The following is an 18,187-nucleotide window of genomic DNA, read 5'->3' on the forward strand; positions in this document are numbered from 1 at the left end:
GAAAGGTGAGGCGCGCCGGTGCCGCCGGAGTGTTTCGGCAGGAATCGGCGCGCCTTGTTTGCCACAGAGGACAGGCGCGGAAAACGCCGCGCCGGAATTTTCGGACTGCGCCATGCCGGGCGAACTTCCGTCGCTTCTTTTCCGTCAGCGGCTTCTTCTTGTCGTGCTGGCCGGTTCCGTGTCGCTTCGCGATGCGGTGCTCGGCGTTGCGCTGTTTGCTCTTGTGATTATGGTTCCGCGGTTCGCTGGCGCGCGTCGGGCGCTGACGGCGGCCGTGTTTTTCCTGCTCGGCCTGGGGCTCACCTTTCTTGCTTCGCCGCAGGCTCCGGATTGTCCCTCGTGGGCGTCGGTCCCGCGCAAAAGCGTACTTGTCGAGGGACGCGTGTCCTCCGTGACCGGTCTTCCCGGAGGCCGCGTGCGCGTGCTGCTGGACGATGTGCGTTCGATGGAAGGCATGCCGCCGCTTGCGGAAGAGGCAAAAGCGCGGGTGCGCAAGGAGCTGGACAGAAAGATCGGCTCCGAACTTTCCGGCGGCAGAAAGGGGTATCCCGGTCGTATTGTGGAGGACGACGCCTCTCCCGTGCCGGGACTCGTGAGCCTGACGCTGCAAAAACGGGATATGGAGCACGCGGGCAGACCGGTGGCCGGAGAAACGCTGCGGGCCCTCATGCGCCTGTATCCGACCGTGGGCAGCGTGAACCCCGGGGTCTCCGATCTCGGCAGGTACTGGGCGGATCGCGACGTCTGGCATAATGCGCGCTTGAACAGAACTGCCGCGGGGCCGCTGTATCTGGAGCTTGCCGAGGGCGAAGGACTGGCGTACCGGGCGCAGCGTTTGCGGGAGAGCTGGCGCGAGGCGCTCTCCGCAGAGCTGTTCAAAGACGAGTCCGCGGACGGGAAGTCCGGCGGCAGGCGAGCGTCGGACCCGCGGGCGGAGGAAGTTCTGCCGCAGGGCAGGGCCATGCTGCCGGCGCTGCTTTTCGGCGACCGTTCCTTTCTCAGTCCGCACACCGTGGATCTTTTCAACCGGGCGGGCCTTGTGCATTCGCTGGCCCTGTCCGGGCAGCATCTGGCGCTTGCGGCCATGGCGGGCGCGGCGCTGATTTTTCTTGCGTCGCGGGCGTTTCGTGGCCTGTTTCTTGTGATGCCGAGGCGCGTGCTCGTGGTTTCTGCGGGCGTTCCCTTTGCGCTGGCCTATCTTTTTCTCGGCGGCGCGCCGTTTTCCCTCATCCGCGCGGCGTGCATGATGCTGGCCGGTTCCGTGTACCTGTGCCTGCGCCGCAGCACGGCTCCGCTTGACGCCTTGTTTGCCGCGTGCCTTCTGCTGTTTCTCGGCTGGCCGCTCGCGGCCTTCGATCTTTCCGCGCAGCTTTCCGTGCTTGCCGTGGCGGGCATACTGCTTTCCATGCCGCTGGTTTCGGCGCTTCGCAGGCGCTTTCCCCCTGCCCGCCGCCCGGGCGGCGATTCCCGCTCACTGCCTTGCCGCGCAATGCATGCAGCCATACGCTGGAGCGGCACCATGCTCATTCTTTCGCTCTCTGCGCAGCTCGCCGTGCTGCCCGTGATCGTTTCCGTGTTCGGGGCGACGAGCGTGCAGGTCTGGATGAATCTTATCTGGCTGCCGCCGCTCACCTTTGTCACGCTTCCTGCGGCGGCGCTCGGCATGCTGTTTCTGGCGTGTCTGGGGCCGCAGAGCTGCTCGACGCTGCTTTTCGCCGCGGCAACGTTCCCTGCCGACGTTATGCTCGATATTCTGGAGCGCATGGCCGAAGCCGGAGCCCTGCCGCTTGTGCAGTTTATGCGCCCCCTGTCCCTGAGCGCACTCGGCTACGGAGCGGCGCTGACGGGCGGCATGCTGATGCTCGGCCGGAAGCTGAACGGCCTTCCGTCGGGAGAGGCGGCACGCAGACTGCTGTGCCTCGGGCTTCTGATGATGCCGGCAGGTCAGATGCCCGTCTGGCTCGACGACTGGCGGGCGGCGCGGGAGCGGGAAGTGGCGCTGACCGTGTTCGACGTGGGCCAGGGGCAGGCGGTGCTTTTGAGTTATCCCGGCGGACGCGTGCTTGTGGACGGCGGCGGCAGCGCCTCGCCGACGTTCGACTGCGGGCGCAGCATCCTTGCTCCGGCCCTGACATACGGACGCATGCCGCGCCTTGACGCGGTCATCGTGAGTCACACGGACATGGATCATGCGCGCGGCCTTCGCTGGATACTGGAACATTTCGAGGTGGGAAGCCTCTGCTGGTCGGCGATGTCCGCGCGGGATGATTCCGCCGACGGCAGGGCGCTGCGCGAGATAGCGGCGCGGCGGGGCATTCCGGAGCGGATTCTGGGCCGCGGTGACGTGATGGAGCTTGCCGAAGGCATACGGCTGGAAATGGTCTGGCCGGACAAGGCGGAAACAGAGCCCCGGCCGGGCAGAAAAATTTCGTCCAACGCTGCGTCGCTCTCGTTTCGCGTGATTCGCGACGAGGTGCCGCTGGCCATCCTGTGCGGCGACATGACGGCTCCGGCGCTGCGGCGTCTTGCGGAGAGCGGACAGGATCTGCGGGCCGAGCTGCTTGTGCTGCCGCATCACGGCGCGGCGTCGAGCCTTCAGCGGAAGTTTTACGATGCCGTGTCGCCGGAAGCGGCTGCGGCTTCGGCGGCGGCGTTCAATCATTACGGTTTCCCCGGACGAAAGGTGCGCGCGGAGATGGCCCGGCGGCTGATTCCTCTGTACAGCACCACGATGCTCGGAGGCTTCACCGTGACATGGTCGGGAAAGGACGGGCGCATGACGCTGCCCTGAACTTCGCGCCGGTCGGACGGCAGCGCGGAACGGGGCCATGCGGCAGGGCGGAAGCGAGGCGTGTGCGCGTCGTCGGCTGCGGAAAAGAACAATTCCGAGCAGTTCTGTAGGATTTGAAGAAAAAAGTCGCACAGAGCCCGAGAGAGGCGTTAAATCGGGGCTGCCGAAAGATTGGCGGAAGAGCAGTCGGCCCCGGGCGCGTTCGAGCAAAAAATTTTCGGAGATGGCGGAAAGAAGAGCGCTTTTCGCACGGCGCAGCGGTCGGCCGCACGCGGCAACATTTTTTCTGGATATTCCGGCGTGTTGCGGGCGTTGATCGAGCGGGAATACTTGAGCATGGAACGCCGCGCGGCTGCGGAGCGGAGTTTTCCGGGCGCGTCAGCCTTTTGAAGGGCGAGGCGGCGGGGTCTGCCGTGGGGGCGTCGGGAAAGTGCGGCCTGCTGCGGCAGGGGCGTCTTCCTGTCCTTGTTGCGGGGACGCATCGGCTTGCCGTTGTCGGCAAGGCTTGCGGGGAGTTGCGCGCGGGCGCAAGAGAAGCGTGTCATCGGCGTTGCGCCGCAGGGGCGTTGCCCGCCGTGCTGCGTGTTGCGGATTCTCGGCAGAGGTTCGGAGGAATCGGAGGAAGACGCCGGGGAGGGCCGGCGCAGGCAACGCATGGCGGGAGAGCGCGTTCGCTGCGCTGCGGCCGCGCCTCGCTCGCATCATCAGCGCATTCGGCGCGAAGAATGTTCGCGAGTGCGTCTCAGCGGTCGCTCACGGCAATGCCCAGTTCGCGCAGTTCGTCCACGAGCTTCTGCGCCAGCGCGGGCACGGCGTCGCGGCACACGGGGGAGAGCCCCAGCTCCATGGTGTTGTAGTCGGCGGGTTCCATGCCGAACACCACGCCTTCCGGGCGATGACCGAGAATGTCGCAGTAAATGAGCGTGTCCACGAGGTCGGTCTGATGCAGCGAGTCGCGGAAGCTCATGCTCTTGCGCAGATCGTTGTCCGTGAGGCGGTAGATGCTGCCGGGCGCGTCGCCGCCGAGCACGGCGTCGAGCACATAGACGCGGTCGCACTGCAAAAGGGCGTCCATGAGTCCCATGCCCAGCGTGCCGCCGTCCACAAGCGTGACGTTTTCGGGAAAGGCGTAATGTTCCTGAAGCCATTCGAGCGCGCGCACGCCGATGCCTTCGTCGGTGAAAAGAATGTTGCCTACGCCAAGAATGAGAATGCGGTCCATGGTGATCTCAAAAATCGGGAAAGGTGGCGGGAAAATCGACGGGCCGTCGCAGTGCGGCGCGTGTTTTCCGGAATGGTGATCGGACTGTGATGCGGAAGGAGACGTGCTGACGCGGAACGCTGCGGGAAGCGCCAAACATTTTTTCATCGTCCGCAGCGGCCCCGGAAGCGTCGGGGAAAGTGCGGCCTGCGGCGGCAGGGCGCCTTCATGCCCTGAGCCGAATGCGGGAGAGGGGCGGCGCTGCACCTCTCTCCGGCGTGTCTCACTCGTGGGGCGGGCGGAGCGCCGGAGAGGCTCGCCGCACGGCGCGGGCCATGCGCAAGTCACGCGAGGCAATCTTTCCCCAGGCGGGTTTTGCCGCGCAGCACGGGCCGGGCAACCATCGCCCCCGCGGGCCGGGTGAACATCGTTGCCGCGCAGGCGTTTGCCCTCGCGGAGGAACGCCGTTCCGGCTGTCCTGTTCGGTCCGGCATTGCACCTTGACGCTGGAAGCGTCGGTCGGGAGCCTGCCTTGCAATGTCGGCAGCGCCGAAGTTCAAACCGCGCATGCAGGCCGGGCGTCAGATGCGGCAGGCTCCGCAACGCGCGTGGCTTTCGGTGCGGCTTTTTCGGCGTCCATGTTCGGCCATGAAAAAAGGGGGAGGATCGGACATCCTCCCCCCTTGTCGTCATGACGGATTACAGAATTCTGAAGTCGTAACCCTGATTGGTGCGGCCGTCGATGACGTGCACGCCGCAGGCGATGCACGGATCGAAGGAATGCACGGTGCGCAGGATTTCCACGGGGCGCTTGGGATCGGCCACGGGCGTGCCGACGAGGGCGGCTTCCACAGCGGAGAGCTTGCCTTCGGCGCAGCGCGGTCCGAGGTTCCAGGTGGAGGGCACCACGAGCTGGAAGTTGGCGATTTTGCCGTTTTCAATGACCAGCCAGTGCGACAGGCCGCCGCGGGGCGCGTGAACGAAGCCCACGCCTTCGGCGTTCTTGGGCACTTCGGTGTTGATGCAGATCTTGTTGTCGCCTTTGGCGATGTTGTCTTCAAGCTGCTGAATCCATTCACCGATGCCGTTGGCCACCACCACGGCTTCCACGCCGCGGGCGGCGGTGCGGCCGAGGGTGGAGAACAGGGCTTCGGGACCGACGTTCAGGGCCTTCAGCACCGTGTTTACGGTGTCGGTGACGAGCTTGTCGCCCTGAGCGTAGGAAATGAGCATCTGCGCAAGAGGACCGGTTTCAATGGCATGGCCGTCATAGCGCGGGGCCTTCATCCAGGAGTAGCGGTCGGGATCGCCGATACGGGTGAAGCGAGGATCGGTCACGCCCTGATAGGGAGCGCGGGCTTCGTCGCCTTCAAACCAGCTGTGACGCACGTGCTCGGAAATCTTCGAGGGATCGAAGGGCAGCACCGTGCTGAGATCGCGGTTGTAGATGACGCCCGGCTTGAGCCAGCGGGTGGTGAGATCGCGTTCCTTGCCCGGGAATTCGCCGAAGTCCATGTAGTCGGAAACGCCGCCGCCGATGGCGGCCCAGTCCTTGTAAGCGCCGGCCACGAGCAGCAGATCGGGAATGTACACCTGTTCCACGAAGTTGCGGGCCTTCTGATACAGGGCCTTGAACTGGGCGATGGTGTCGGGGCGCAGGGCGTTGTAGCAGGTGACGCCGCCCGCGATGAGGAACTGCGGATGCGGATTCTTGGCGCCGAACACGGCCGTGGCGCGGGCGATTTCCACCTGAACGCGCAGGGCTTCCAGATAGTGGGCCGTGGCCACGAGGTTGGCTTCGGGATCGAGATAGTAGGAAGGATGTCCGCCGAGGAAGTAGGCGTTGGTGAAGGGGCCGAGCTGACCGCTTTCCACGAGGGCCTTCACCTTGGCCTGCACGGCGCGCAGTTCGTCCTCGCTGGTGGGGCGGGGAGAAATGGAGGCGTTCAGCTTGGCGGCCTTGGCCGGATCGGCCTTGAGGGCGGCGGCCACGTCCACGAAGTCGAGGGCGTGCAGGTGATAGAAGTGCACCACGTGGTCATGCAGGTTCTGCATGCCGAGCACGAGATTGCGGATCAGCGTGGCGTTCGCGGGAATCTCGATCTTCATGGCGTCTTCAAGGGCGCGGGTGGACGCGAGAGAGTGCGTGTAGGTACACACGCCGCAGGTGCGGCCGGTGAAGAACTGGGCGTCGCGCGGATCGCGGCCCTTGAGGATGGTTTCCAGCCCGCGGAACAGGGTGGAGCAGCTTCTGGCGTCTTTGACGCGTCCGTTTTCGACTTCCACCTCGATGCGGAGATGGCCCTCGATACGGGTAAGCGGGTCCACCACGATGGGCCCGGTATAGGAACTCTGGGGAGTGGTTTTTGCTTCGCTCATGGTGGCATTACTCGCTAGTTTTCATAGAAGGGGGTCAGCTTGTCCCAGAAGTTCGGTTCGGAACAGCCTATGCAGGGATGTCCGGCGGCCACGGGCCAGTTCACGTCGTTGAACAGGGCCTTGGGGCAGTTGTTGTAGGTCACCGGACCCTTGCAGCCGAGCTTGTAGAGGCACCAGCCCTTGCGGGCTTCTTCGGAGTCGAAGGAAGGAGCGAATTCCCCGGCTTCAAAGTGGGGCAGGCGTTCGCACAGTTCGTGAACGGTGTGGCCGTAGAACGCCAGAGGACGATTGAGGGCGTCGAGTTCCAGCTTGACGCCGGAGAGCACGGCGGCGATGGTGCCGATGAGATTCAGGGGATTGGGCGGGCAGCCGGGAACGTTGACGGCCTTGATGCCGAGATCGGCGAAGCAGTCGTTCACGCCCTTGCAGCCGGAAGGATTGGGCGCGGCGGAAGGAATGCCGCCGAAGCAGGCGCAGGTGCCGTAGGAAATGACGGCCTTGGCGCCGGGCAGCACTTCCTTGTTGATGGCGTACATGGTCTTGCCGCCGATGGTGCCGTAGAGGCCGTCCATGGCGGTGGGAATGGCGCCTTCCACGACGCACACGTAGCCGTTGGGATTCTTCATGGCCAGGTGCAGAGCGTCTTCCGCGGCTTCGCCGGCGGCGGCCATGATGGTTTCCTGATAGTCGAGGGAAATGGTGTCGAGAATGAGCTCGTCAATGAACGGCTTGCTCGAACGCAGCAGCGCTTCCGTGCATCCGGTGCATTCCGCGTCGTGCAGGTAGATGACGGCAGGACGCGCGGCAGACGTGAGAGCCTTTGCCATGGTGGGCGCAAACGCGGGACCCAGACCCATGGCCACAGCCACAGTGGAACAGAATTTCAGAAACTCGCGGCGCGACACGCCCCGTTTTTCAAGGCGTTCTTCCGCGCCTTCTTTCCCCAGACCAATGGAGATTTGCATAAGGCCCTCCTGGCGCTGATAGACAGGACTTTTCCGCGAAGGCTTCCATGGCGGCGGGAAGGTCGCGGCTTTTGCCGATAAGGGAACAAGTCATGCGCTGAGGCATGATCTTCTTCTGATATTACTTTATATCCGACTCTAACATCAGAGAAGGGGCAGGTCAACCGACGAGAATCTTTTCTTTGAAGAAATGATATAAAAATCACATGGTTCCGTCTTTGACCCGACAAATTCGGCAAGTGCGGGAGATGACAGCCTTTTTCTGGCGTCCGAAGAAAGAGCGGGCGCGCCGCCTCCTGCGTCGTGCCGCGTTCTTCGTGCCGCAGGGCCGGGGCCCTCGATGAGAAAGGCCAATGCGGACGTTTTTGCCTCGCGTGCGGAAGCGGGCATGCCGGAAGCTGCGCCGCCGGGCTTTGAATGCGGCCTCCGTCCGCAGAAGGGACCGCACAGGCGCGCAGTCGCCGTCATCCGCCCTGCGCTTCCCCGCCCGCAGGCGGAAAAAGCGGTGAGGGCCCGGCAAGCTGCGCCTGAATGAGGATCTCTTCGTCCGCACGCGGAAAATCTCGACGCCTGCCGTTCGTCGCTCCGAGGCCCGGCGTTTTCAGTCCCGCAAAGGCGCGCCGACATGCTCCATAACTTCCGACCGCGGCGAAGTTTTCCCGCCTGCGCAGAAAAGCCTGAAGGGGCGCGCCGCCGCACGCAGGCAACATCCTCTGCGCCCGGAAGAATAAATAATCTGAGCTCTTCGGGCGTCAGTCCTCGTTGAGCGATCTTTTCCGCCATGTCGAGCACGGCGGCCATTGCCGCCTGCGCGCAGAAAAGGTTCCAGAGATTATCGGCGTGTCCGTCGGCGAAAGGCCTTTCCCGCCTGCGCGGAAGAAAGGCGCAACGAGTTGCCCATGCTCCTGCAAGGCTTCCACGGTTTCCGCCCAGAGCAGGAAACACGTCAGGCGAGCATGGTTTTCAGTTCTTCGAGCATGCGTTCCGGTTCAATGCCCGTGATGCAGGCGTTGCCCCTGGGGCAGGTGCCGGAGCCGTGCAGCGAGCAGGGGCGGCACGGCATGTCGAGCTGCACCACGCGGTCGTGCTCGCCGGAAGGGAAGAAGCCCCATTCCTTGCAGGTGGGGCCGAACATGGCAAGCGCGGGCGTGCCCACGGCGGTGGCGAGGTGCATGGGGCCGGAATCGCCGGTCACGAGCACGTCGGCAACGGAGGTCAGGGCGCACAGTTCGCGCAGGCCGGTCTTGTTGATGAAGCTGCGGGGGTGTTCCTCTTCGGGCATGTCGTCGCCCTGGCCCACCCAGAAGTAGCTGATGCCCTCGTTGCGGAGCAGCGCGGCAAAGCGCAGCCAGGTTTCCATGGGCCAGGTTTTGGCCTCGTGGGTGGCAAAGGGGTGCAGCGCCACGATGGGCGCGCCTTCGGCCTGAAGGGGGGCAAGCAGTTCTTCCGCATGGGTGATTTCGTCCTGCGTAAGAAAGACGCGGGGGCGGAGTTCCGCGGCGGAGGGCACGTTCTCCTTGTCGTACAGGCCGATGGCGTAGCGCTGGGGAACGCTGTAGCGGCGCAGCTCTTCGCCGAAGAAGCGCCCCTTGCTCCACAGAAAGATGCGGCGGGCCAGCGCCATTTTGTTGTAGCAGATGATGGCGTCGCGCCAGATGCGCGCCAGCATGGCGGAACGCAGATTGCGATGCAGGTCAAGCAGCGGGGAATCGCGATATTTTTCCATGATGCCGCGGAAGATGACGGCCTGCGTCTGCCCGTGCAGATCGTTGTCGTCAAAGCCGATGACGTTGAGCACGGCGGGATTGTGATCGAACAGCGGCTCGAAGGCTTCTTTGGTGATGACGGTGAACATGGTTCCGTGCTTTTCGTGCCAGTCGAGAAGAACGCCCGTGGTGAGCGCCACGTCGCCCAGGGAGCTGAAGCGCACGGCCACCATGTGCTTGTTGCTTATTTTGGAAGAATAACGTGCCATACTGACCTGCCTGTGAATGAGACTTCCGTCCGCCGGAGAAGGGATGCGGACGAAGGACGCCATGGCGTGAACGTCGGGCGCTTCCCGAACATTCCGGACGCCGTGACTTCTTTGTAGTTTTCAGGGGCGCGCGCGTCAACCGCGGGCGCGGCGACGAGCGGCTGCCTCACTCCGGCCGCAGAAAAGGCGCGTTTCCGGAATGGCCGGGGCGTGCGCCGAAAAGGCCCGGGACTGCCGAAGCGTGCGTGCGCAGGTTGCGGGGCTGTTCTGTGCCGGGAATGGCCGCAGGGAACCCCCTTTTCCGCAGCGGCGCGGGCGCGTTCCCCGGAAGGCGCGGGGGGCTGGAAACGGAGGATTTCCGCGCCGCCGTCGCCGGGGGAGTCGATGACGGCGGGCATGTATCGGAAGAGGCGCGGAGGAGCGTGGTTTGCTGCGCCGAAAAAAGGCCCGGAGGGCGAACCCTTCGGGCCTGACGAGCGGACGATGAGAACATCGGCGCCGGGAATCGGCGCTACTTGGTGCCGAAGATGCGGTCGCCGGCGTCGCCGAGACCGGGAATGATGTAGCCGTTTTCGTTGAGGTGATCGTCGAGGGCGGCGGCGTAGATTTCCACGTCGGGATGCTTGTCGAGCACGGCCTTCACGCCTTCGGGAGCGGCCACGAGGTTGAGGGAACAGATATGCTTGCAGCCTTCCTTCTTGAGCACGTCGATGGCGGCGATGAGCGAGCCGCCGGTGGCCAGCATGGGATCAAGAATGATGGCCACGCGCTGATCGATGCGACGGGCCAGCTTCTTGTAGTATTCCACGGGTTCCAGGGTTTCTTCGTTGCGGTACATACCGAGCACGCTGATCTTCGCGCCGGGAACCATGTCGAGCACGCCGTCCATGAGGCCGAGTCCTGCGCGGAGAATGGGCACGATGGTGATCATCTTGCCGGCGAGGTAATCGACTTCCACCTGTCCGGCCCAGCCTTTGACCGTCTTCTTTTCCGTGGGGAGGTTTTTCGTGGCCTCATAGGTGAGAAGGCGGGCCACTTCCTTGGAGAGCATGCGGAATTCGCTGGTGGACGTGCTTTCCTTGCGGAGCAGACCGAGCTTGTGCCGGATGAGAGGATGATCGACGATATGAAGAGCCATGGCGTGAATCCTTTGTTGAAGGAGCGCGGATGCGCAGGGTACACAGATTATTCTCTCGTTATAGCCGGGGCTTCCCTGCGCCGTCAAGGCGGACGTTTTTCTGCCGACGCCTTCGGGGATGTCGTTGCGGGGCAAGGGGTTCGGGCTTGTTCCCGTGTTTTGTTTCGGGACAAGGCGTCCGTTTGGAGGCTGGTCGGCACGCAAGGGCAGGGCGTTTTCACGGAGGTTTTTTTCGGACGCCGTTCGGCGGGGGGGCGGAAGCATCGCCGGAAAGAAGCGGCTGGAAGAACCTCCGGAAAGTGCATCTCTCGCGTGTTCTTTTCAAAAGCCGTCCCTCTCAGGAACCGCGTTTCCCTGAGAGAAGCTCCTTGCGGGGCTTGCCTTGCTGAATGCGTCCTCTGATGTCTCCCCTGTAGGAAGCTGAGCTTGCGAACTTTTGCTCTGCGATGCCCGTCGCTTCGGAAACGTTCCGTCCCTGCTTTCCCTCTCTGCATCCTATTGAGGCCGGTATCGAAGAGTGGCTCCCCGGCATGAACTGACGGCGAGCTCCCCCGCTCTGCATCGGACGGCAGTGGGGAACGTTGTTTCTTCGGCGCATGGGGCAGGGGCGGCGGAAAAGCGGGGAGGGACCCGTTTTTCTCCGGAGCGTTCGGCAGGCGGCGAGAGAACGGGTAAAAGTCGTTTCCCGGAATTCTCGGCAGAGAGGCAGCAGGGCGGAATTTTTCCCCGGAGCGCAAAAACGCCCGGACGGCGAACCGTCCGGGCGTTTGAAACCGCAGAGACGAGGCGGCCGGTTGCCCGGCGACCCGTTATTCGGCGAGTTCGAAGGGCTCGCCGCCTTCGCGCTTCATTTCAATGGCGATCTTCCACAGCAGGGTGACCACGAGGGCTCCCACGGCGAAGATGCCGAGGCCGATGGAGACTTCCCAGAAGGTGGGGGTGTAGACTTCATAGGTCTCGTAGGGGGTGGGGGCAAAGCCGCCGATGAGCAGGCCGAGGCCCTTGTCGATCCAGGAGGCGATGACGAGCATCACGAGCGCCCAGGGCAGAATCTTCATGTTGTTGCGGAACTTGGGAATGGCCAGCAGGAAGATGCTCACGAAGGCGAGCACCACGGCCACCCACATCCAGCCGTTGAGCCACACGTTGAGGCCTTCATGACCGTTGAAGATGAAGGTGATGGGGTGCTGATGGCCGGGAATGCCGCTGTAGAAGGCGGTGAACAGTTCGAGCACGTAGAAGAACATGTTCAGGCCCATGGCGTAGGCGATGGTGAGGGACAGGGACTTCACCACGTCCTTGCCGGGATTGAAGCCGGTGAGGCGCTTCAGGAGCAGCAGGGCGAGCAGCAGGATGGAAGGACCGGCGCAGAACGCGGAAGCCAGGAAGCGGGCGGCCATGATGGCGGAGAGCCAGTAGTGGCGTCCGGGCAGACCTGCGTACAGGAAGGCGGTCACGGTGTGGATGGAGAAGGCCCAGAAGATGGACACGACCACGAGCACCTTGACCCAGCGGGGCACGGGCACGTGACGACTTTCATGTTCGAGGGAGGTCCAGCCGATGACGGCGTTGAGCAGCAGGTAGCCGCAAAGCACCGTGGCGTCCCAGAACATGACCGAGTTCGGCGTGGGATGCAGAATGATGTTCAGCACGCGCTGCGGCTGGCCCATATCCACCACGATGAAGAGCATGCACATGATGACCGCGCCGATGGCGAGGAATTCTGCGAACACGATCACGCGGTGATAGGGATGATAGTGATGGAAGGTGGCGGGCAGAACCAGCATCACGGCCGCGGCGGCCACGCCCACCAGATAGGTGAACTGGGCGATGTAGAAGCCCCACGAGGTGTTGCGGGTAAGACCGGTCATCTGCAGACCGTAGATGAGCTGGAACACATAGACGATGAAGGCATAGCCTATGATGGCCAGCAGGAAGAGAATCCACAGATAATACTTGGGAGAACCCTTGAGAACTTTTTCAACCATGGTTCCCTCCTAGATGATGTAGTAAACGCCGGGATCGGTGCCCAGATCGGGCTTGCGGCGCATGCTGAAGTTCTTGGCGAGGACACGACGGACGATGGAGTTCGGGTCGTTGAGGTCGCCGAACATGATGGCGCCGTTGGAAGCCTCGACACAGGCGGGCATGAGTCCCTTTTCCAGACGTTCGGCGCAGAAGGTGCACTTTTCCACCACGCCGCGCATGCGGGTGGGGTAGGCGGGATTCAGGTCCTTGATGAAGGGACGCGGATCCTGGAAGTTGAAGCTTCTGGAGCCGTAGGGGCAGGCGGCCATGCAGAAGCGGCAGCCCACGCAGCGGTGATAGTCGATGGCCACGAGGCCGCCTTCCGTCTTGTAGGTGGCGCCGGCGGGGCAGACGCGCACGCAGGAAGGATTGGTGCAGTGGTTGCACAGCAGGAAGAAGCGGCGGTCCTCGATGTTTTCGGGAAGCATCGGGGCGGGATCGTTGGCGAAGGCGTGTTCAAAGGTGTCGTCCCAGATCCACTTCACTTCGTGCTTGCCGGGAATGGTGGGCACGTTGTGCACCTTGTGGCAGGCTTCCACGATGGGGCGCATGTCTTCCACCGTCTGAATGCGGCGGGTGTCGATGACCATGGCCCAGCGTTTTGCCTTCCGTTCCTCGGGATAGGCTTCATAGGAGGCCTTGGCCGCTTCCGCGCGGGCCGCTCCCGCAGCCAGGGCGAAGGTGGACAGGCCTGCGACCTTGAGAAAATAACGTCTACTCGAATTCATGATTGTTCCCCTGGGGTACGACGTGGCAGTCCCAGCAGTACGGGTTCACGCTGTTGGCGTTGTGGCACTTGTCGCAGAATTCGGCCTTGTTGCTGTGGCAGGCCATGCAGGTGTTCTGCAGACTGGTTTCCCATTTCTTGCCGTCGGAAGCGACGTAGATGCGCTTGTTTTCGCGCAGGGCCTTGTCGCGCCACTCAAGGAGCAGCTCCATATGGTTGGCGGCCATCCATTCTCTGGGCTCGATGCACTGGGTGCGTTCTTCGCCGAAGAAGGTGACGGGTTCCGTGGGGAGCTCCACCTTGACCTCTTCGTGACCGGAAGAAAGCATATTGATCCAGAAGGGCGCGGTGAACAGCCCGGCAAATACGATGATGCCGGGGATGACGAATTTTGCGTTGTACATTTATGCTTCCTCCGAGGCGGCGGGATCTTCATCGGGGAAGGGCAGATCTTCCTGACGCAGGTCCATGGTGCGGGGAATTTCGCCCTTCATCACCAGGGCGTTGGCCACGAGTTCGTGCAGGCCGCTCACCGTGACGCCGGGAACCCAGTAGTCGACGAGCGGAGGCAGAGCCGCGCGGTCGAGGGCGCAGACGCAGCCCATCCAGTTCACGCCCTTGGTGTCGTGAACGTAGCGCAGGGCGTTGGCGCGGGGGAAGCCGCCGCGCAGACGCTGATCCATGATTTCTTCGGCGTTCAGACCGGAGCCGGAACCGCAGCAGAAGGTTTCTTCACGGATGGTGTGCTCGGGCATTTCCACGAAGTTGTTGCAGACGTGCTTCAGGATGTAGCGGGGCTCTTCCAGAAGACCCATGGCGCGGGCCGGGTTGCAGGAGTCGTGCCAGGTGGTGATGATGTGGTTGTTGCGCTCGGGGCGCAGATTGAGCTTGTTGTGCTTGATGAGGTCGGCCGTGAATTCGGCGATGTGCACCATCTTGGTGGCGGCGGCGTTCTTGAACACCGTGCCGGTGATGGGCGAGACGGGCACTTCCATGTTGGGCGGGGTGGGGCCGTTGTAGGTGGCCATGTACTGGTTCACCACGCGCCACATGTGGCCGCATTCGCCGCCGAGAATCCACTTGACGCCGAGGCGTTCGGCTTCCGCGTACATTTTGGCGTTCAGCTTCTTGGCCACGTCGAAGGAGACGAAGGAGCCGAAGTTGCCGCCTTCGGAAGCGTAGGTGGAAAGCGTGTAGTCCAGGCCGATTTCATGGAACAGCATGAGGTAGCCCATGAAGGTGTAGATGCCGGGATCGGCGAAGTAGTCGCCCGAGGGGGTGATGAAGATGACTTCATGACCCTTTTCGTTCCACGGCGGATCCACGCGGATGCCAGTGATGGTCTCGATGTCGTCGCAGAGGAATTCCACGATTTCGCGCATGGAATGGGGCTGCACGCCGAGGTGGTTGCCGGTGCGGTTGCAGTCGTTCACCGAGTTCATGATCCAGTGGATGCCGAGACCGAGGTCAAGCAGCATCTGGCGCACGATGACCGTGATTTCGGCGGTGTCGATGCCGTAGGGGCAGAACAGGGAGCAGCGGCGGCACTCGGTGCACTGATAGAAGTAGATGAACCACTCCTTGATCACGTCCTTGTCGAGCTTGCGGGCGCCGGCGAACTTGCCGAGCAGGCGGCCTGCGGTGGTGAAGTCCTTGCGGTACACCGAACGCAGAAGTTCGGCGCGCAGCACGGGCATGTTCTTGGGATCGTTGGTGCCGAGGAAGAAGTGGCACTTGTCGGCGCAGGCGCCGCAGCGCACGCAGCAGTCCATGAACACCTTGAGGGAACGATGCTTGTTCAGCGCGTCCTGCAGGGAGTTGTGGAGGATCTGTTCCCAGTTTTCGGGCAGTTCCCAGTCTTCGTTGTCGGGCGCCCAGTCATGGGCGTTCTCGAAGCCGAGTCCCTTCAGTATTTCCGTCTTGGCGGGATAGCAGAAGCTGCCGGGATGAAAATCCGGCTTGGTGTCCATCCAGCCCTCTTTGGGGAAGGAAGTGGGCGTGGCCGCCAGCAATTCTTCGGGTGTGGGCATTTTTGCCATGACCAGTAACTCCTTAGGCTTCCGTCTTGGGTTCAGGCTGCTTTTCTACAGGGATGCCGGCCTCAACCATGGCTTCACGGAAATCATCTTCATATTCGGCGTAGGTGTGGTAGTTCTTGGGCGGGTTCCAGGGGTTCACGTGACGTTCTTCGCGGGTGTTGCACTTCATGTTGCGGGTGGGGCTCATGAAGACGCCGCCCATGTGCATGAGCTTGGAGAAGGGGAAGTAGATGAGCAGGGCGCTCACCAGCGTGACGTGAATGAAGAAGATGGAGCCGATGCCGGAGGGATCCACGGGCTGCAGCGTGGCAAGGCCCATGATGACTTCCTTCACCTGATTGATGTCCACCTTGGAGATGTAGCGCATGCAGATGCCGGAACCGGCAATGGCGATGAGCAGAAACAGCGCAAAGTAGTCGGCGGGCAGCGAGATGTAGCGGAGCTTTTCGGTGCAGACGCGGCGCAGCAGCAGGAAGGCGAGAGCGCCGAGAATGAAGGCGTCGGTGAGGTAGAAGCGGGGAGCGCCTACCTGGAACACGCCGTCCACGAATTCGATGACGGCAATGCACGCGGGCACCGGGTCAAGGAAGAAGCGGGCGTGGCGGATGATGATGACCAGCATGCTGTAATGGAACAGCAGGGCGAACACCCACAGCCACTTGTTGGAAAAATAGGTGATGCGCGGCGTTCCGTCGATGGTGGTGCGTTCCGCGCGGGTGTTGCGGAACAGCGACCGGAAGGCGAACACCTCGAGGATCATGCGGCCGACGACGGCGGGCGTGGTCCACGGGCATTCGAGACGGTTGGGCTTGATCCAGTCCAGAGAACGCTGCTGGCCCGCCACTGTGGGAATGGCGAACGGTACGGGCGATTTAGCCCAGCGAACGATCTTCCAGATGAAGCCGATGATGAACACAGCACCCGCTACCAGCGGCAAGATTACGCCGAGCAGATACTGCAGGCCAAGTGCTGACCCGGCCCATCCTATAAGCAGGATGAGCAGAGTGGCCGCAAATGCGATGGTCATTCCTCTACCCCTCGATTTTCAGTTTCAGGAGCAGATTCCGCCTGCTCCCTCCGAAGCTTGGCCAGTCGAATCACCTGCGACTGGCTTCGCTTTACTTCCTCCACTCGTATTCTGAACACGCGTTCCCGCGCCTCGGAGTACATGTCCAGCGCCATGAGACCCAGGGTGTCGATTCTGGATTCCATGTCGAGGTACGCGTTCAGCATGTTCTGACCGGCAAGTTCCGGCTTCAGACATTCGGGCAGCACGTCGCTGCGCAGTATGTCCTTGAGCAGGTACAGCGCGCCCACGGCCTTGGCGGGGGGCATGTCCTGCACGGCGCGTATCCAGATGAGATCGTGAAGGGCCTGCTTCACGGTGTCGGGTTCGGCGTCCATGCCGATGACGGCGTCGAAGAGCACCGACGCCGAATGACGCGTCGTCTCTCCCACGGGATTGGCGAACCGGTCGCGGCTTGTCCGCATGAAGCCCTTGCTGTCAAGAGGATAGCTGGCAAAGAATCGGTTGACCCAGCGATCTACCAGCGCCTCGCGCCGATTGCTGCACAGTTCTGCGATGTCCATGTATGCCTGCGTGAATAATGGTGAAAAGCTGCGGCCGGAAAATGACCGCTAATTTGGCAGAGGTTAGCTTAAGTTTCGGCAAGAGACAAGTCGGCATTATTGCCTATTGAAGGCATTTTCCCTGCAATGTCGGCGAATTGAAAAAAAAATGAGTCTTTGTGAAGCCTACGGCGTCATGCCGCTTGTATCAATGAGACCGGAGGATGAGGGCGGCGCGGGGAGCTCTTCGCAGGGCGCATCGTCGCCTCCGCCGCAGAATCCGGCCACGCCGAGACCGGGAATGTCCGGCAGCGCCTCGGAAGGCAGGGCGGCGGGAGCGCGCTCCTGCGGCTCTTCGGGCGCGGGCTCTTCGGCGAGAAAGGCGGGCAGTCCCTTGAATTCCACGAAGGGCAGCCTGTCGGAGCCTGCGGCAAGCACGTGCGCGTGATTGCGCCACAGGCGGAACTGGAGCAGCAGCATGCCGGGCTTCAGCAGGCTGAGGCGCGAGGCGACGCTCTGCTCGAAGGCCGCGGGATCGGGCGCGTTCCGCCTTGCGTTCTGCACGGCCTGTTCGAGGGATTCGCCCTTTTCGAGCCTGTCGGCCATGTCTGCGATGATGAGCACGTCTCTGGCGTCTTCCGGCACGGGATACCAGGCGGCGTCCGCAAGGCTGCCGGAATTTGCGATGAGCGTCTGGCAGGCGCGGCAGCTCGGAGAGAAATAGACCTGCACGGAGGAGCCCTGTTCCGGCGCGGGCAGCGGAGACCACGGATCCGCAAGATCGCGCGCCACGCCGCCGAGATCAATGACGAGAAGCACGAGCCAGACGGCGGCAAGCGTGGAGCGTTCCCGGCGCGGCGGCAGATTGCCGGCGCGGAGAATCAGATAGTTCAGGGCGATGAGCGCGCCCACGATGAGGCAGTTCACGCAGGGGGCGGTGAACACCATGACGCAAAGCAGCACGGCGTCTGCCGCGAGCGCGAGCGCGGCAAGAAGATATGCCGCGCGGGAGAAGCGCAGCAGGGCGAGCGCGAGCAGAACGGAGAAAAGAACGATGCCTGCCTGCCAGAGCGAAACGCCCGCGAGACGGAAATCCTGGAAGAGGGCGCAGCCGTCGGTAAGGCAGAGCGCCTTGCCGCCGGTGAAGAGCACCCAGAGGCAGAAGAGAAGACCCGCAAGGCTTGCCGCAGCCGCAGCAGGAGAAAAGGGACGTGTGCTTTTGAGCATGGCGGCTCCTTGATGCTGTTTCTTTCGGAAGTAGCGTAGTCGTGTGGCGGCGTAAAGAGTTTTTTGCCCGGGGCGGACGGGGCGACGGCCGTGCTTTTCGCCCTGAAAGAGGCGCGGCGGCCGACGGCGGGAGAATGTCGGCGCATGA

The 18,187-nt window shown here is 62.9% G+C and carries 14 protein-coding genes; 1 reads left to right on the top strand and 13 read right to left on the bottom strand.

Annotated elements, in window-relative coordinates; genetic code table 11:
- Positions 1 to 112: 112 nt before the first annotated feature.
- Complete coding sequence (locus ABGT79_RS09300; RefSeq protein WP_346665945.1) at positions 113 to 2,791, top strand: ComEC/Rec2 family competence protein; 2,679 nt, start codon at positions 113 to 115, stop codon at positions 2,789 to 2,791.
- Between the two features lie 149 nt (positions 2,792 to 2,940).
- Here ABGT79_RS09300 and ABGT79_RS09305 read toward each other — a convergent pair whose 3' ends face one another.
- From ABGT79_RS09305 to ABGT79_RS09365, 13 genes are all read right to left on the bottom strand, one after another.
- On the bottom strand, positions 2,941 to 3,129 hold the full coding sequence (locus ABGT79_RS09305; RefSeq protein ID WP_346665946.1) for a hypothetical protein: 189 nt from the start codon (positions 3,127 to 3,129) through the stop codon (positions 2,941 to 2,943).
- Between the two features lie 404 nt (positions 3,130 to 3,533).
- Complete coding sequence (locus tag ABGT79_RS09310; protein ID WP_294487064.1) at positions 3,534 to 4,013, bottom strand: HyaD/HybD family hydrogenase maturation endopeptidase; 480 nt, start codon at positions 4,011 to 4,013, stop codon at positions 3,534 to 3,536.
- 678 nt (positions 4,014 to 4,691) lie between these two features.
- Positions 4,692 to 6,371, bottom strand: a complete 1,680-nt coding sequence (locus ABGT79_RS09315; protein ID WP_346665947.1) for a nickel-dependent hydrogenase large subunit — start codon at positions 6,369 to 6,371, stop codon at positions 4,692 to 4,694.
- A 14-nt stretch (positions 6,372 to 6,385) separates the two neighbouring features.
- Positions 6,386 to 7,336 carry a hydrogenase small subunit gene (locus ABGT79_RS09320; protein WP_346665948.1) on the bottom strand — a complete coding sequence of 317 codons (951 nt, stop codon included), beginning with the start codon at positions 7,334 to 7,336 and terminating at the stop codon, positions 6,386 to 6,388.
- A gap of 946 nt (positions 7,337 to 8,282) precedes the next feature.
- Positions 8,283 to 9,311 carry a glycosyltransferase family 9 protein gene (locus ABGT79_RS09325; protein ID WP_346665949.1) on the bottom strand — a complete coding sequence of 343 codons (1,029 nt, stop codon included), beginning with the start codon at positions 9,309 to 9,311 and terminating at the stop codon, positions 8,283 to 8,285.
- Positions 9,312 to 9,822: 511 nt separating this feature from the next.
- On the bottom strand, positions 9,823 to 10,449 hold the full coding sequence (upp, locus tag ABGT79_RS09330) for a uracil phosphoribosyltransferase (RefSeq protein ID WP_294487073.1): 627 nt from the start codon (positions 10,447 to 10,449) through the stop codon (positions 9,823 to 9,825).
- A gap of 809 nt (positions 10,450 to 11,258) precedes the next feature.
- Positions 11,259 to 12,437: a sulfate reduction electron transfer complex DsrMKJOP subunit DsrP gene (gene dsrP, locus ABGT79_RS09335; protein ID WP_294487077.1), complete on the bottom strand. Its 1,179-nt coding sequence runs from the start codon at positions 12,435 to 12,437 to the stop codon at positions 11,259 to 11,261.
- A gap of 9 nt (positions 12,438 to 12,446) precedes the next feature.
- Positions 12,447 to 13,205, bottom strand: coding sequence for a sulfate reduction electron transfer complex DsrMKJOP subunit DsrO (dsrO, locus tag ABGT79_RS09340; protein WP_294487080.1), 759 nt, complete (start codon positions 13,203 to 13,205; stop codon positions 12,447 to 12,449).
- The gene (gene dsrJ, locus ABGT79_RS09345; protein ID WP_294487083.1) at positions 13,192 to 13,608 is read right to left on the bottom strand and encodes a sulfate reduction electron transfer complex DsrMKJOP subunit DsrJ; all 417 of its coding nucleotides are present in this window, start codon (positions 13,606 to 13,608) and stop codon (positions 13,192 to 13,194) included. The genes dsrO and dsrJ overlap by 14 nt, the downstream gene beginning before the upstream one ends.
- Complete coding sequence (dsrK, locus tag ABGT79_RS09350; RefSeq protein WP_346665950.1) at positions 13,609 to 15,243, bottom strand: sulfate reduction electron transfer complex DsrMKJOP subunit DsrK; 1,635 nt, start codon at positions 15,241 to 15,243, stop codon at positions 13,609 to 13,611.
- Positions 15,244 to 15,256: 13 nt separating this feature from the next.
- The gene (dsrM, locus tag ABGT79_RS09355; RefSeq protein WP_294487089.1) at positions 15,257 to 16,270 is read right to left on the bottom strand and encodes a sulfate reduction electron transfer complex DsrMKJOP subunit DsrM; all 1,014 of its coding nucleotides are present in this window, start codon (positions 16,268 to 16,270) and stop codon (positions 15,257 to 15,259) included.
- Positions 16,267 to 16,833: an RsbRD N-terminal domain-containing protein gene (locus ABGT79_RS09360; RefSeq protein ID WP_346665951.1), complete on the bottom strand. Its 567-nt coding sequence runs from the start codon at positions 16,831 to 16,833 to the stop codon at positions 16,267 to 16,269. The genes dsrM and ABGT79_RS09360 overlap by 4 nt, the downstream gene beginning before the upstream one ends.
- 165 nt (positions 16,834 to 16,998) lie before the next feature.
- Positions 16,999 to 18,039 carry a hypothetical protein gene (locus ABGT79_RS09365; RefSeq protein WP_346665952.1) on the bottom strand — a complete coding sequence of 347 codons (1,041 nt, stop codon included), beginning with the start codon at positions 18,037 to 18,039 and terminating at the stop codon, positions 16,999 to 17,001.
- Positions 18,040 to 18,187 lie beyond the last annotated feature (148 nt).

The organism is uncultured Mailhella sp., from assembly GCF_963931295.1.
Taxonomy (GTDB): domain Bacteria; phylum Desulfobacterota; class Desulfovibrionia; order Desulfovibrionales; family Desulfovibrionaceae; genus Mailhella.